The organism is Ardenticatena maritima (assembly GCF_001306175.1).
GTDB lineage: Bacteria > Chloroflexota > Anaerolineae > Ardenticatenales > Ardenticatenaceae > Ardenticatena > Ardenticatena maritima.
The window spans coordinates 383,646-398,323 of sequence record NZ_LGKN01000006.1; the positions used below are offsets into that span (position 1 = coordinate 383,646).

The 14,678-nt window shown below is 61.8% G+C and carries 13 protein-coding genes; 12 read left to right on the top strand and 1 reads right to left on the bottom strand.

Annotation, left to right across the window (positions count from 1 at the left end; all coding sequences use genetic code 11):
• The first annotated feature begins 4 nt into the window (after positions 1 to 4).
• From SE16_RS16050 to aceA, 12 genes are all read left to right on the top strand, one after another.
• The gene (locus SE16_RS16050) at positions 5 to 1,450 is read left to right on the top strand and encodes a peptidase MA family metallohydrolase (RefSeq protein WP_060687669.1); all 1,446 of its coding nucleotides are present in this window, start codon (positions 5 to 7) and stop codon (positions 1,448 to 1,450) included.
• Positions 1,357 to 2,193 carry an MBL fold metallo-hydrolase gene (locus SE16_RS12525; protein WP_054493243.1) on the top strand — a complete coding sequence of 279 codons (837 nt, stop codon included), beginning with the start codon at positions 1,357 to 1,359 and terminating at the stop codon, positions 2,191 to 2,193. The genes SE16_RS16050 and SE16_RS12525 overlap by 94 nt, the downstream gene beginning before the upstream one ends.
• An 18-nt stretch (positions 2,194 to 2,211) precedes the next feature.
• A complete protein-coding gene (locus tag SE16_RS12530; RefSeq protein WP_054493244.1) occupies positions 2,212 to 2,790 on the top strand; it encodes an HDIG domain-containing metalloprotein in 579 nt (192 codons plus the stop codon).
• On the top strand, positions 2,787 to 3,884 hold the full coding sequence (locus tag SE16_RS12535) for a M24 family metallopeptidase (RefSeq protein WP_060687673.1): 1,098 nt from the start codon (positions 2,787 to 2,789) through the stop codon (positions 3,882 to 3,884). Before SE16_RS12530 ends, SE16_RS12535 begins: the two co-directional genes overlap by 4 nt.
• 135 nt (positions 3,885 to 4,019) lie before the next feature.
• Positions 4,020 to 5,141 (top strand): hypothetical protein, encoded by a 1,122-nt coding sequence (locus SE16_RS12540; RefSeq protein WP_054492540.1) that lies wholly within the window; start codon positions 4,020 to 4,022, stop codon positions 5,139 to 5,141.
• Between the two features lie 154 nt (positions 5,142 to 5,295).
• Positions 5,296 to 6,441, top strand: coding sequence for a deoxyguanosinetriphosphate triphosphohydrolase (locus SE16_RS12545; protein WP_054492539.1), 1,146 nt, complete (start codon positions 5,296 to 5,298; stop codon positions 6,439 to 6,441).
• A 159-nt stretch (positions 6,442 to 6,600) separates the two neighbouring features.
• Positions 6,601 to 7,311 carry a glycosyltransferase family 2 protein gene (locus SE16_RS12550; RefSeq protein ID WP_054492538.1) on the top strand — a complete coding sequence of 237 codons (711 nt, stop codon included), beginning with the start codon at positions 6,601 to 6,603 and terminating at the stop codon, positions 7,309 to 7,311.
• A gap of 29 nt (positions 7,312 to 7,340) precedes the next feature.
• Positions 7,341 to 8,633: an adenylosuccinate synthase gene (locus SE16_RS12555; RefSeq protein ID WP_054492537.1), complete on the top strand. Its 1,293-nt coding sequence runs from the start codon at positions 7,341 to 7,343 to the stop codon at positions 8,631 to 8,633.
• A gap of 3 nt (positions 8,634 to 8,636) precedes the next feature.
• Positions 8,637 to 9,830 (top strand): glycosyltransferase family 87 protein, encoded by a 1,194-nt coding sequence (locus tag SE16_RS12560; RefSeq protein WP_054492536.1) that lies wholly within the window; start codon positions 8,637 to 8,639, stop codon positions 9,828 to 9,830.
• Positions 9,831 to 9,900: 70 nt separating this feature from the next.
• Positions 9,901 to 10,194, top strand: a complete 294-nt coding sequence (locus SE16_RS12565) for a hypothetical protein (RefSeq protein ID WP_054492535.1) — start codon at positions 9,901 to 9,903, stop codon at positions 10,192 to 10,194.
• 292 nt (positions 10,195 to 10,486) lie between these two features.
• A complete protein-coding gene (gene aceB / locus SE16_RS12570) occupies positions 10,487 to 12,097 on the top strand; it encodes a malate synthase A (protein WP_054492408.1) in 1,611 nt (536 codons plus the stop codon).
• Between the two features lie 92 nt (positions 12,098 to 12,189).
• Complete coding sequence (aceA, locus tag SE16_RS12575; protein ID WP_054492407.1) at positions 12,190 to 13,476, top strand: isocitrate lyase; 1,287 nt, start codon at positions 12,190 to 12,192, stop codon at positions 13,474 to 13,476.
• Between the two features lie 90 nt (positions 13,477 to 13,566).
• On the opposite strand, the gene glpX is transcribed toward aceA, so the two are convergent.
• Entirely contained in the window at positions 13,567 to 14,595 is a 1,029-nt protein-coding gene (glpX, locus tag SE16_RS12580) for a class II fructose-bisphosphatase (RefSeq protein WP_054492406.1), read from the bottom strand.
• Between the last annotated feature and the right edge of the window lie 83 nt (positions 14,596 to 14,678).

The window sequence follows — 14,678 nt, forward strand, 5'->3', positions numbered from 1 at the left end:
CGCCATGTGGACCCGCTTGCGCCTGGCATTCGCTGCCATCCTGCTGCTCTTGCTGCTCACCGCTTCCTGGGGGCAGGGCGTCCCCCCCACCAGCGCCCAGACCAGCGCCGCCTGGGTTCACCTGGACGTGCCCCCTCTGCGCCTGCACGCCCTGCCGCACACCTACGCCGCCCACCACCTACCCGACCTCGCCCGCGAAGCCCAGGCTAGCCTCAACCGCATCGCCGCCCGGCTGGACATGCCCGTCACCACCCCGCTCGACATCTACTTTGTCGAACGCATCTTCTGGCAAGGCGGCGTCGCCTACGGGAGCAAAGTCATCATCAGTTGGCCCGCCCGCAACTACCTGCGCATCCCCATCGCCGCCTACCTCGACCACGAACTCACCCACGCCCTTGCCTCGCGCCTCACCCAACCCGACGGCGAAACCAACGCCCTGCTTGCCGAAGGGCTTGCCGTCTGGGCGACAGGCGGGCATTACGGCGTCGAACCCATCCACCACATCGCCGCCGCCCTGGCTCGCTCCCCCAACTACATCACCATCCCCGACCTTGCCGACAACCTGCACGCCTACCAGCACGAAACCGCCTACATCGAAGCCGGCAGTTTCGTCGGCTACCTGGTCGAAACCTACGGGCTGGAAACCGTCAAACGCCTCTACGCCAGCGCCAACACCCCCGAACGCATCATCGGGCGCACCTACGCCCAACTCGAACGCGACTGGCTCACCTGGCTGCGCCCCATCCCCAACGACCCCGCCATCGCCCACTGGTTCGACCTGCGCGTGCGCATCTTCGACGCCATGCGCACCTACCAGGAAACCTTCGACCCCGCCGCGCGCGAACTGCCGCCCGAACCATCCAACTGGACCGCCGAACACGTCCGCACATACGCCCACACCACGCAAGACCCCTTCGCCATCGTGCTCGAAACCCTGCTCGCCGACATCAACGCCGCCCACCGTTGCGGCGACCTCGACGCAGCCGAGAGCCTGCTCCAACGCCTCACCACCGCCATGCGCGCCCGCGCCCCCACCGACGCCGACCTGCACGCCCGCCTGGAAACCGTGCTCGCCGTGCAAAACGCCCGCCGCTGGGCGCAGGGCGACCCCACCGCCGCGCCCCCCACGCCCGCCGTCCTGCTCTGGGCGCCCCTGCTGGCGCTCGCCGAACGCACCGGCGCACGCCTCACCATCACCGACCTGGCAACGCTCTCCCCCAACCACGCCGTCGCCACGCTGCTGATTGAAAAGCGCTGGTCGGATACTTCACTCGTGCTACAATGGCAAACAACCAACACCGGTACAAAGTGGCTCATCACCGCCATCACAGAGCAAACACAAAGGAGTCGAGACCTATGCACAAAGTCGCCGATCGCGTCTACTACAAACCGGCATTCAAGAACATCAACCTTGGTCTGGTTGAAACCGATGAGGGCGTCGTCCTGGTAGATACGCCCATGCTCCCCACACAAGCCATCGCCTGGCGTGAAGAAGCCGAGCGCCACGGTCCCATCCAATTCGTCCTGCTCACCGACCACCTCGTCGAACACATCATGGGCGCGCTCTTCATGCCGGGTTCACTCATCACCCACCACTCCACCATGGACAAAATCCGCATGACACCCAAAGCCAAAGAACACCTGCGCAAACGCATCACCAAATACGACCCACAAGCCGCCGACCTGCTCCCCGAAAACTTCAACCTGCCCAAACCCAACCTCATGCTCTACGACCGCTTCACCGCCTACCTTGGGGAGCGCGAACTCGAATTCCTGCACCTGCCGGGGCATTCCCCCAACAACGCCGGGCTCTACGTCTCGGACGTGCGCGTGCTCTTCGCCGGCCACGTCGTCACCAACGGGTATCGCCCACACCTCGGCTTGTGCGACCTCTCCACCTGGATTACCACCCTGCAAGCCATTCGCGTCATGGAAGTGGACATCATTGTGCCGGGGCAAGGCGCACCCATGACGCCCGACGAACTTGAACCGCTCATCCAGTATCTCGAAGTGACGCGCGAACGCATCCAAACCATGGTGGACGAAGGGCGTACCCGCGATGAAGTCGTCTCGAAGATGATGGGCTACTTCGACGAATGGCCTACCGACCCCGAATGGCGCGACGAAGAGCGCAACCTCTACCGCCAGGGCATTCGCCGCATCTACGACCGCCTGGTGGGGCGCACAAAATAACCATGCAAGGAGAGCGCCATGACCAAAACACGTGCCGACGCCTGGGAACTCGTCACCCGCTACACCCAATCCGACAGTTTGCGCAAACACATGCTCGCCGTCGAATGCGCCATGCGCGCCTACGCGCGCCGCTTTGGTGAAGATGAAGAACTGTGGGGCATCGTGGGGCTGCTCCACGATTTTGACTACGAAAAACACCAAACCATCCCCGACCACCCGCTCAAAGGGGCGGAAATCTTGCGCGCCGAAGGCTGGCCTGAGGACATCATCGAAGCCATCCTCAGCCACGCCGACGAAACCGGCGTGCCCCGCACCACGCGCCTGCACCACGCCCTCTACGCCGTGGACGAACTCACCGGCCTCATCACCGCCGTGGCGCTGGTGCGCCCCAGCAAAAACATTCGCGACGTCACCCTCAAAAGCATCAAAAAGAAGTGGAAAGACCGCCGCTTTGCCGCCGGCGTCAACCGTGAAGACATCGAAGCCGGCGCCGCCGCGCTGGGCGTCCCGCTCGACGAACACATCGCCTTTGTCTTGCACGCCATGCAAGACTGCGCCGAAACCCTGGGCTTGGCAGGAGAGGAGGCCGCGTCATGAGCACCCATCGCTTCCACCGTCTGCAAACCGCCATCGCCAACGCCGATTTCGACCTTGTGGCGCTGGTGCCCGGCGCCAACCTCACCTACGCCGCCAACGTCGCCGTCCATCGCAGCGAACGCCTGCACATGCTCTGCATCCCCGCCGAGGGCGAACCCGTCGTCATCGCCCCCGCGCTCGAAGCCCCCGCCTGGGACGGGCTGCCCGTGCGCGTCTTCACCTGGCGCGACGAAACAGGACCATCCGCCATCCTGCGCGATGTGGTCTCGCTCTACGGGTGGGGCAGCGCCCACTGGGCGATTGAATTCAACAACATGCGCTACGGGGAAGCCGAAGCCATTCGCCGCGCTGCCCCCAACGCCGTTTTCAGCCCCGCCGAACCCTTGCTCACCCGCCTGCGCATGTGCAAAGACGCCGACGAACTCGCCAGCCTGCGCGAAGCCATCCGCATCACCGAAACCGCACTGCAACGCGCCATCGAAGCCGTTGCCCCCGGCGTGAGCGAACGCCACATCGCCAACGTGCTCCGCATGGCGTTTTTTGAACTCGGCAGCGAAGGGCTGGCGTTCGAGCCGCTCGTCGTCGCCGGACCACGCAGCGCCCACCCACACGCCCACCCCGGCGACCGCGCCATCCAGCCCGGCGACGTTGTCATCATTGACTGCGGGGGCGTTTCCCACGGCTACCACGGCGACATCACCCGCTGCCTCGCACTCGCCCCCGTGCCCGACATCATCCAGCGCATCTACGACGTTTGCCGCCAAGCCGCCGACGCCGGGCGCGCCGCCGTGCGTCCGGGTGTGCCCGCCGAAGCCGTTGACCGCGCCGCCCGCCGCGTCATCGAAGAAGCCGGCTTCGGCGCCTACTTCATCCACCGCACCGGGCACGGCCTGGGGCTCGAAATCCACGAACCGCCCTACATCGTCGAAGGCAATCAGGAACCGCTCGAACCGGGCATGGTCTTCACCGTTGAACCGGGCATCTACATCCCGGACGTGGGGGGCGTGCGCGTCGAAGACGTGGTCGCCGTGACCGAAAACGGCGCCGACGTGCTCACCACCTTCCCCCGCGACCTCATCACCATCACGCCCTGAGCGATTTTGCACCAAAAATTTACCAAAAACGTATCCAAAAAACGTCCAAACACTTGCTCAACCGTTTACCTCTGTGATACAATGAAACCGGATTGACATCTGTTTGAATTGGAACGTCTGTTGGAGGAAAATTCTATGCGACCAGAAGCCGCTCGTGCTCGTCTCGGTTCACGCAACGCCCCACAATGGCTCGTGCTGGTTGGTTTTGTACTGGGGCTTATTGTGGGCTTGGTATACGCCTACCAAATCAACCCCGTTGAATGGAAAGACGCGCTCCCCATTGACTTGCGCCAGGATTACAAAGAGCAATGGGTGCTCATGGCGGCGCGCGCTTATGCGATCGAACAGAATAGCGAACTCGCCCTCGAACGCATGCGCTCGTTCTCGAAAGAAGAAGCCGCCGACCTGCTGAACCGCCTCTACCTCAACGCCGCCACTGAAACCGACCGCGAGCAACTTCGCCAGTTTGGCGCGCTCTTCGGCATTGACGTGGGCACCGCCACCCAATTGCCCGAAGGTGAAACCGCACCACCCACACCACCCGCCGAACAACCTGAGGAAGGCGGTGGCAGCCTCTTCGGCACGCTCCTGCGTCTCTGCCTTGTTGGCGTTGTGGCGCTCCTCGTCGCTGTCGGCGCGCTCCAATTCTGGACCAACCGCCGACGCAAAGCGGGCGAACTCTTCGAGCCGGGGGCGCGCCGCGAACCCAGCCTCGACCTGAGCGTCGAACCCGAAGCCGAAGGCGCGTTTGGCGGCTACGAAGAACCCCTGCCCGAAACAGGTCCCATGCCCGCCGTCAGCGAAAAGAGCATCGGGCGCTTCACCACACGCTACGAATACGGCAATGACAACTTCGATATGAGTTTCAGCATCCAACTGCCCGACAACACCTACCTGGGCGAATGCGGCGTCGGTGTGGGCGAAATCCTGCTCGACCAGCCGCACCAACACGTCGGCGCTTTTGAAGTCTGGCTCTTCGACAAAGACGACATTCAAACCGTCACCAAGTTGATTGTCAGTGAAGCCCTCGCCGACAATCCCGACGCCGTCGCCGCCCTGAGCGAACGCGGCGAAATCATTGTCGCCCGCGAAGGCGAAACCTTTGAACTGGAAACCGCTTCGCTGCGTGTTCGCGCACGCATTCGCTCGCTGAAATACGGCGACAACCCGTCGCTGGAACCCAACAGCTACTTTGAACGCCTCGAAGTGGAACTGGAACCCTTCCAGAAAGCCGGTGGCGGTGGAATCGAATACTAACCCTCGCTGCTCAACGCCTTCACCGCCCTCGCGCCACACGGTGCGAGGGCGATTTTCTTGGCGCGCCAAGCTATTCCCGCCAAACAACCAGATATGTTATACTGCACGCTGTCTTGTCAGACCCCAAAGTCATGGAGAAGCAAGGAGGCTTTTTATGCGTAGCCGTGAAGAATTGGAGCGCATCGAAGATCAAACCCTGGCGCCCTACGCCATGCGCTCAAGCCAAACCCTGGGGCGCGAATACCCCGACGACGAACACCCATATCGCACCGCCTTCCAAAAAGACCGCGACCGCATCATCCACACCACCGCCTTTCGCCGTCTGGAATACAAAACGCAAGTCTTCATCAACTACGAAGGCGACTACTACCGCACACGTCTCACCCACACCCTCGAAGCCGCCCAAATCGGGCGCACCATTGCCCGCACGCTGGGGCTGAATGAAGACCTCACCGAAGCCATCACCCTCGCCCACGACCTGGGGCACACACCCTTCGGGCACTCCGGCGAAGAAGTGCTCAACGAACTCATGGCCGACCATGGCGGCTTCAACCACAACGAGCAAACCCTGCGCATCGTCACCGAACTGGAACACCGCTACCCCGATTTTCCAGGGCTCAACCTGACCTGGGAAGTGCGCGAAGGCATCGTCAAGCACGAAACCGATTACGACTACGCCGACGCCAGCGCCTACCGCCCCGAATGGCAACCCACCCTCGAAGCCCAGGTCGTCAACTACTGCGACGAAATAGCCTACTCCACCCACGACCTGGACGACGGCTTGCGGAGCGGCATCCTCTCCTTTGAGCAGATGATGGATTCCGATGTGGCGCTCTGGCACGAAGCCTACGGGCTCGTCAACGAACCGTGGAGCGAACTCACCCGCCACCGCGTCATTCGCAAACTCATCAACCTGCTCGTCACCGACCTGATTCAGCAGACCCACAAGAACCTGGTGGAAAACAACATCCGCTCCGTGCAGGACGTGCGCGAATTTGGGCGTCCGCTGGTGAGCATGTCGCCCGAAATGCGCGAAAAAAGCCGCCAGCTCAAGCGCTTCCTCTTCAAAAACATGTACCGCCACTACCGTGTGGTGCGCATGTCCGCCAAATCCCAGCGCATTCTGCGCGACCTGTTCAACGCCTACATCCTGGACCCGGCGCAACTCCCCGAAGAAGTCCAGCAACGCATCGGGCCTGTGCCGCTCCACCGCGTCGTCGCCGACTACATCGCCGGCATGACCGACCGCTACGCCCTGCAAGAGTGGGATCGCCTGTTCGACCCCTGGACGCGCCCCTAACCCGCCCGCGCCTCGCCTGCACCCACGACCTGGCAGGTCACAAAGGACCTGTCAGGTCGTGGCGTCGCCTGCACGTCAGGCAAAATTGCTCCCCTTCAAACTGCTTTTATAATACGCCGCGCACATCATCCCAATAGCAAAAAAGGTTTTGGCACATTCATGGAGCAGCGAAAACCAACCAAACTCTCCATCATCATTCCCGTTTTCAACGAAGAACGCACACTCCGCGACATTCTCGAACGCGTCCGACAAGCACCAACCGCCGGGCTGGAACGCGAAATCATCGCCGTTGACGACGGTTCAACCGACGCCTCGCCCCAGATTTTGCGTGAAGAAGCCCAGCGAGGTGATATTCGCGTCTTCTTCCACACCCACAACCAGGGGAAAGGCGCCGCCATTCGCACCGCCCTCAACAACGTCACCGGCGATATTGTGCTCATCCAGGACGCCGATTTGGAGTACGACCCGCGCGAGTACCCCAAACTGCTTGAACCCATTCTCGAAGGGCGCGCGCACGTGGTCTATGGAAGCCGCTTCCTCGGCGGACCACGCAAAGCCATGCTCTTCTGGCACATGGTGGGCAACAAAATGCTGACCTTTGTCACCAACGTGCTCTATGACTCAATCCTGAGCGACATGGAAACGTGCTATAAAGTCTTCCGCACTGAGGTGATTCGCCCCATTCCCCTGCGCTCACGCCGCTTTGAATTCGAGCCGGAGATTACCGCCAAAATTCTGAAACGGGGATACCGCATTTACGAAGTGCCCATCAGTTATAACGGGCGAGAATACGAAGAAGGCAAGAAAATTACCTGGCGCGATGGCATTGTTGCCCTCTGGACGCTCATCAAATACCGTTTTGTTGACTAACTGCAACCACAACAGGAAGGAGCATTCCAATGCCCGGAACAGCCATTATCGGCGCCCAATGGGGCGATGAAGGCAAAGGCAAAATCACCCACCTGCTCTCAGGACAAGCCGATGTCGTGGTGCGCTTCAGCGGTGGTCCCAACGCGGGGCACACCGTCGTGCACGAAGGGCAAACGTTCAAACTGCACCAGATTCCCAGCGGCGTGCTCTACCCTCACGTCTACGCCTACATGGGCAACGGCATGGTGATTGACCCCGACGAACTCTTGCGCGAAATGCAAGCGCTTCGCGACGCCAACGTAGACCTGAGCCGCCTGGTGCTGAGCGGCAACGCCCACCTCATCTTCCCCTACCACCGCCTGCTCGACCGCGCGGTTGAATCGGCGCGCGGCGACCGCGCCATTGGCACGACGGGGCGCGGCATTGGTCCCGCCTACACCGACAAAGCCGCACGGCGCGGCATTCGCGCGCGCGACCTACTGCTCGACGACGCCGTGCTCGCCGAACGCCTGGAAAACGCCCTGCTCTTTGCCAACGCCATCCTCAGCGGCGTGTTGCAACAGCCCCCCGTCGCGCTCGACGACATGCTCGACAAAGCCCGCCGATGGCGCGACGCCCTGGCGGATTTCATCGGCGACGCCTTCGCCCCCGTTCACGCCGCCTTGCAAGCGGGGCAATCGGTGCTCTTTGAAGGCGCACAAGGCACACTCCTGGACCTCGACCACGGCACGTATCCCTACGTCACCAGCAGCCACCCCACCACGGGCGGCGTCCTCACCGGCGCCGGCGTCGGGGTGCGCGACATCCAGCGCGTGATTGGCGTGGTCAAAGCCTTTCAAACGCGCGTGGGGGGTGGTCCCATGCCCACCGAACTCCACGGCGAAGAAGCCGTGCGCTTGCGCGGCACGGGCGCCAACCCCTGGGACGAATTCGGCACCACCACCGGCCGCCCCCGCCGCGTCGGCTGGCTCGACGGCGTCGCCCTGCGGTACAGCGCCCAACTCAACGGGCTGACGGAACTTGCCATCACCAAACTGGACATCCTCTCCGGGCTGGAACGTATTCCCGTGGCGGTCGCCTACGAACTGGACGGCGAGCGCCTCGACGCTTACCCCGCCCAGATTGAGGGGCTGGAACGCTGCCGCCCCATCTACGAAACTGTGCCCGGCTGGCAGGAAGACATCACCAACGCACGCACCTGGGACGACCTGCCCCAAGCCGCCCGCGACTATCTGCGCTTCATCGAAGACCTTGCCGGCGCACCGGTGACCATCGTCTCAGTCGGACCCGGCTCCGAACAGACCATCTGGCGCGAGGCGTAAGCCATGGCAAGCGCCGCGGGGGAAACACAGGCGTCCATCCACCGCTGGTGGCGGCTCTATGCCGCGGCGCTTGTCGGCACAGTGCCGCTGCTGGCACTCTTCATCATGGCGCACCGCATGCCCGGTTTCCGCTTGGGGCCGGGCGATTTTGCTATGTTCTACACAGGCGCCACACTTGTGCGCGAAACCCCCGCCGCACTGTATGACCTCGATACCCAAACCCATGTGCAACAAACCTTGCTCGCCCCCTACGGCTGGACCTACACAAACGGGTTGCTTCCGTTCAACTACCCGCCATTTGTGGCGGTGCTGTTGCAATGGATAGCCCGCTTTCCGCTCCCCACCGCCTATTTCATCTGGCTGGCGATGAACATCGCCGCCCTGCTGGCGCTCATCGGCTACACCCATGCGCCCTCGCGCCTGCTGTTTGCCTGGCTTCTGCTGTTGTGGCCTATCACCTGGATGGTCCTTCTGCAAGGGCAACCCAGTATCTGGCTGGCGCTGTTTCTGGCGGCGGGCTGGTGCCACTGGCGGCGCGGGCACGCAATTGCCGCCGGGCTCTGGTGGGCGGGGCTTGCCATCAAACCCCAATTTGCCGTGCTCGTCTGGCTCTGGGTGGTGTGGCAGCGCCAACAGCGCCTGTTGGCGGGGCTCGCCGTGGGGCTGGGCGGCTTGCTCCTGCTGACACTGTTCAGCACAGGCTGGCAAAGCCTGCTCGATTGGGGGCGCATGCTCCTCTTCACCGCCCAAACAAATGGCGCATACGGCATCGCCCCGACGCTCATGCCCAACGTGCGCGGCATGCTCTTCACCCTCGGCATCCCCGCCCCGTGGGTGTGGGGCGTGTGGGGGCTTGCCGCCGTGGGCATGCTCAGCCTGCTGGTGCGCCTGTGGCAACACGCCCCGGCGGAAACCGCCTTCGCCGGAACCGTCATCGCCACCCTGCTCCTCACCCCGCACAGTTTCCTGCACGACCTGGTCTTGCTGACCGCCATCGCCCCCCTGGTGTGGGAACGCGCCGCCGCGCACGCCCGCACGGCGACCATCCTCTTGCTCGCCACCCACGCGCTGGCGTTCATCAACGTGTTTACCCGAAGCCCGCTCCTCGTTTCCGTCCTGTGGGGTGGCGTACTCTGTGCGTGGGGGTGGCTCGTCCTCAAACAGGCTGAGCGCACGCCACGCGCGGCGCATCTGTGAAAGTACCTTGCTTCACAAACAAATTGTCGTAGAATGTGCCCGAACGTGGAGCGATACAAAGGAGGCATGTATGAGCGACAAATTTGCCGCATGGCGCGCGACGCGCGACGCGAAAGTGCGCGTGCTGATTGATGAAAAATATCCCGCCTGGCTGTTGAACGAGACGATTGACGAAGAAAACCAGACCATCCAGTTCGACCTGGTGCACTACTGGCCGCCCTACGGGTGGCAGCGCCGCCACTACACCTACGAAGTTGAAGTGGACGTGCTCCATTTTCGCGGCACACACAGGCTCAACGCCGAAGAGCGCATGAAGTTGAAGAACGAAGATTTGTTTTACACGCCATCGCCGCAAAGCGTCTAGCAGCGCCGCCCTTGCCCGCGCCCACCATCCGGTGGGCGCTTTTTTTGTGCATCGCGTGCGCCGCGCGTGAAAAACAGGCAACCCAGCCCCCCTTTCCACCCCCTACCCGTTCGAGCACCCACCCCATCGGGTAGGTAGAACGTTCCCATTTTCACAAACACCACCCAATCGGGCGTTTGAAGAAACTACCGTAAGACGTGTTGTCAACCCACCCGCTTTGTTTGTACCCTGTTTCACAAGAAAACGTTCCGTTTTTCACAACCACCAACCAATCTCCCAAAGGAGGGCGCTCATGGTCACCCGTTCAAACGCCAAAACCACATTCCAAACTCCCCCTGGTGTCGAAGTGCTTGGCGAAATCACCCCCGCTGTTCAGCAAGTGCTCACCCCCGAAGCGCTGGCATTTGTAGCGGAATTGCATCGCCGCTTCAACAGCCGCCGTGAAGACCTGTTGGCGGCGCGCGCCGAACGTCAGGCGTGGCTCGACGCCGGCAACAAACCCGATTTTTTGCCCGAAACGCGCGAAATTCGCGAAAGTGAATGGCAAGTCGCTCCCACGCCGCCCGACCTGCAAGACCGCCGTGTCGAAATCACGGGACCGGTAGACCGCAAGATGATGATCAACGCGCTCAACTCGGGCGCCAACGTCTTCATGGCGGACTTCGAGGACGCGCTTTCCCCCACATGGGAGAACGTCACGCAGGGGCAGGTCAACCTGATTGACGCGGTGCGCCGCCGCATTGAGTACGTAGACGAAGCCCGCGGCAAGGAATACCGCCTGAAAGAGAAGATTGCGACGCTGTTGGTGCGCCCGCGTGGGTGGCATCTGGTTGAAAAGCATGTGCTGGTAGATGGGCAACCCATCTCCGCTAGCATCTTCGACTTTGGGTTGTACTTCTTCCACAACGCCCACGAACTCATCAAGCGGGGCACGGGACCCTACTTCTACCTGCCCAAGTTGGAAAGCCATCTGGAAGCGCGTTTGTGGAACGACATCTTCACAACCGCCCAGAAAATGCTGAATGTGCCCCACGGCACAATTCGCGCCACGGTGCTGATTGAAACCATTCTGGCGGCGTTCGAGATGGAAGAAATCCTCTACGAATTGCGCGACCACGCCGCGGGGCTCAACGCGGGGCGCTGGGACTACATTTTCAGCGTCATCAAGAAGTTCCGCAACCACAAAGACGCACTCTTGCCCGACCGTTCACAAGTGACCATGACGGTTCCCTTCATGTACGCCTACACCGAATTGTTGGTGCGCTCGTGCCACAAACGTGGGGCGCATGCCATCGGCGGCATGGCGGCGTTCATCCCCAGCCGCCGCGACCCCGAAGTGAACCGCGTGGCGCTGCAAAAAGTGCGCGAAGACAAACTGCGTGAAGCGGGGCAAGGCTTCGATGGCACGTGGGTTGCCCACCCCGACCTGGTGCCCGTCGCCAAAGAAGTGTTCGACGAAGTGTTGGGCGACCGCCCCAACCAAAAAGACAAATTGCGCGAAGACGTGCATGTCACCGCCGCCGACCTGACAACGTTCACCGTCCCCAACGGCAAGATTACCGAAGAGGGCTTGCGGCTGAACGTTAGCGTCGCCTTGCAGTACCTGAACGCCTGGCTCAATGGGAACGGGGCGGCGGCTATCTTCAACCTGATGGAAGACACCGCCACCGCCGAAATCTCGCGCGCGCAAATCTGGCAATGGATCAACCTGGGTGGCGCGCTCGACGATGGGCGTCCCGTCACGCGCGAGCTGTACGAGCAAGTCCGCACCGAAGAGCTGGAAAAGCTGGGCGGTGCTGATCATGAACGCTACGGCGAAGCCGCCGACATTCTGGACAAGTTGGTCGAAGCCGATGAGTTCATCGAGTTCCTGACATTCGTGGCGTACGACTACCTGCCCTAACAAAAAAAGCCCTGGCAGACCGCCGGTGTTTGCCAGGGCGTAGCCAACACATTCCACCCAAAAAAACCAACCCAACCAGAAAGGAGTTTCATATGGTGCGCCCAACGATGGAACAACAAATTGCCGAACTTGAATACCGCTGGCAAACCGACCCCCGCTGGCAGGGCATTAAACGCAACTACACCGCCGAGGACGTTGTCCGCCTGCGCACATCGCTGCCTATCGAATACTCGCTGGCACGCTATGGCGCGGAACGCCTGTGGAACATGCTGCAAACCGAGCCCTACGTGCACACCTTTGGCGCCGTCACGGGCGCGCAAGCGGTGCAAATGGTCAAGGCGGGGTTGAAATCCATCTACCTGAGCGGCTGGCAAACCGCCGCCGACGCGAACCTGGCGGGGCAAACCTACCCCGACCAGAGCCTCTACCCGTCCAACAGTGTGCCCACACTCGTGCGCCGCTTCAACAACGCCCTCATGCGCGCCGACCAGATTCACCGCATTGAAGGCGACACCTCGATTGACTGGTACGTGCCCATTGTCGCCGACGCCGAAGCGGGGTTTGGTGGTCCATTGCATGCGTTTGAGCTGATGAAAGCGATGATTGAAGCCGGAGCCGCTGGTGTTCACTTTGAAGACCAGCTGGCGGCGGAAAAGAAGTGCGGCCACCTGGGTGGCAAGGTGCTGGTGCCCACATCGCAATTCATCCGCGTGCTCACAGCGGCGCGGTTGGCGGCTGACGTACTGGACGTGCCGACGGTGCTCATCGCGCGCACCGACGCCCTGAGCGCCACCCTGCTCACAAGCGACATTGACGAATACGACCGCCCCTTCATCACCGGCGAACGCACACCCGAAGGCTACTACCGCGTGCGCAACGGTCTCGAAGCCGCCATCGCCCGTGGGTTGGCATACGCCCCCTACGCCGACCTGCTCTGGTTTGAAACATCCACACCCGACCTGGACGAAGCGCGCCAATTCGCCGAAGCCATTCACAAGGAGTATCCGGGCAAACTGCTGGCGTACAACTGCTCGCCCTCCTTCAACTGGAAGCGCCATTTGGATGACGAGACCATCGCCAAGTTCCAGCGCGAATTGGGCGCGATGGGCTACAAGTTCCAGTTCATCACGCTGGCGGGGTGGCACCTGCTCAACTACCACACCTTCCAACTGGCGCGCGACTACGACCAGCGCGACATGGCCGCCTACGTGGAACTGCAACAAGCCGAATTTGCCGCCGAAAAAGACGGCTACACCGCAACGCGCCACCAGCGCGAAGTGGGCACCGGCTATTTCGACACCGTGCTCACCACGATTACCGGCGGCGAAGCCTCAACCGCAGCCCTGCACGGCTCGACCGAAGCCGAGCAATTCCACTAAACCGCCCAACCCGAGGAAAGCGCCTCCTCTTGATATGCGTAGCGCCCGCCAGATTGGCGGGCGCTCTGCTTTCTCATGAAACTGCTCAGATTACCATGGTTCATCCACATGCGACGCCGGCGCGTAAGCGATATCGCTGATTTTGGAGAGTTTTTCCCAGCGGTGAATGGAGTCAATGTAGCGGATGGTGCCGCTCTTGGAACGCATGACAAGCGAGTGCGTGCGCGCCCCACCACTGAAGTAGCGCACCCCACGCAACAATTCGCCGTTGGTGATGCCCGTCGCCGCAAAGAAGACGTTATCACCTTTGACCAGGTCGTTGATGCCCAACACCTGCTTCAAGTCATAGCCATGTTCTTCCGCCCAGGCGCGTTCTTCATCGTTGCGCGGCCAGAGTTTGCCTTCGATACCACCGCCCAGGCATTTGAGCGCGGCAGCCGCTATAACGCCCTCTGGCGTCCCGCCAATGCCCATGAGCACGTCCACGCCGGTGCCGGGCAACCCCGTCATAATCGCCCCCGCGACGTCGCCGTCGGTGATGAGGCGAATACGCGCGCCTGTTTCACGTACTTCGCGGATGAGGTCCTGATGGCGTGGGCGGTCGAGAATGACGACGGTGAGGTCTTCGATAGCCATGCCCTTGGCTTTGGCAATGCGGCGCAGGTTTTCGCGCGGCGGGGCTTCAATGTCAATCACATCCTTGGCTTCGGGGCCAACAGCGATTTTGTTCATGTACACAATTTTGCCGGGGTCGAACATGGTGCCGCGTTCGCTAATCGCCACCACGCTAAGCGCGTTCGAGCGCCCCAGAGAGAGCAAGCGCGTGCCGTCAATGGGGTCCACCGCAACATCCACTTCGGGGGGTTCACCATTCCCGACGCGCTCGCCGTTGTAGAGCATCGGGGCTTCGTCCTTTTCGCCTTCGCCGATGATGATGACACCGTCCATTTGCACGGTACTCAGCATGAAGCGCATGGCGTCCACAGCGGCTTGGTCGGCGCCATTCTTGTCGCCACGCCCCTGCCAGCGAGCGGCAGCCATGGCGGCGGCTTCGGTCACGCGGACCAGTTCGAGCGCCAGGTTGCGGTCGGGTGCGCGACGTTCGGCTGATTGGGACATGTTCTACCTCCTTGTAGAATATGCTCTTTTTTTCACAGAAGGCATGTGTATTATCGCTGGTTCGCTGAATTTGGCGAATACAA

What these genes read in the sequence shown, in the direction of transcription:
- SE16_RS16050 (WP_060687669.1), top strand. Translation starts at nt 5, where the DNA reads ATGTGGACCCGCTTGCGCCTGGCATTCGCTGCCATCCTGCTGCTCTTG.
- SE16_RS12525 (WP_054493243.1), top strand. Translation starts at nt 1,357, where the DNA reads ATGCACAAAGTCGCCGATCGCGTCTACTACAAACCGGCATTCAAGAAC.
- SE16_RS12530 (WP_054493244.1), top strand. Translation starts at nt 2,212, where the DNA reads ATGACCAAAACACGTGCCGACGCCTGGGAACTCGTCACCCGCTACACC.
- SE16_RS12535 (WP_060687673.1), top strand. Translation starts at nt 2,787, where the DNA reads ATGAGCACCCATCGCTTCCACCGTCTGCAAACCGCCATCGCCAACGCC.
- SE16_RS12540 (WP_054492540.1), top strand. Translation starts at nt 4,020, where the DNA reads ATGCGACCAGAAGCCGCTCGTGCTCGTCTCGGTTCACGCAACGCCCCA.
- SE16_RS12545 (WP_054492539.1), top strand. Translation starts at nt 5,296, where the DNA reads ATGCGTAGCCGTGAAGAATTGGAGCGCATCGAAGATCAAACCCTGGCG.
- SE16_RS12550 (WP_054492538.1), top strand. Translation starts at nt 6,601, where the DNA reads ATGGAGCAGCGAAAACCAACCAAACTCTCCATCATCATTCCCGTTTTC.
- SE16_RS12555 (WP_054492537.1), top strand. Translation starts at nt 7,341, where the DNA reads ATGCCCGGAACAGCCATTATCGGCGCCCAATGGGGCGATGAAGGCAAA.
- SE16_RS12560 (WP_054492536.1), top strand. Translation starts at nt 8,637, where the DNA reads ATGGCAAGCGCCGCGGGGGAAACACAGGCGTCCATCCACCGCTGGTGG.
- SE16_RS12565 (WP_054492535.1), top strand. Translation starts at nt 9,901, where the DNA reads ATGAGCGACAAATTTGCCGCATGGCGCGCGACGCGCGACGCGAAAGTG.
- aceB (WP_054492408.1), top strand. Translation starts at nt 10,487, where the DNA reads ATGGTCACCCGTTCAAACGCCAAAACCACATTCCAAACTCCCCCTGGT.
- aceA (WP_054492407.1), top strand. Translation starts at nt 12,190, where the DNA reads ATGGTGCGCCCAACGATGGAACAACAAATTGCCGAACTTGAATACCGC.
- glpX (WP_054492406.1), bottom strand. Translation starts at nt 14,595, where the DNA reads ATGTCCCAATCAGCCGAACGTCGCGCACCCGACCGCAACCTGGCGCTC.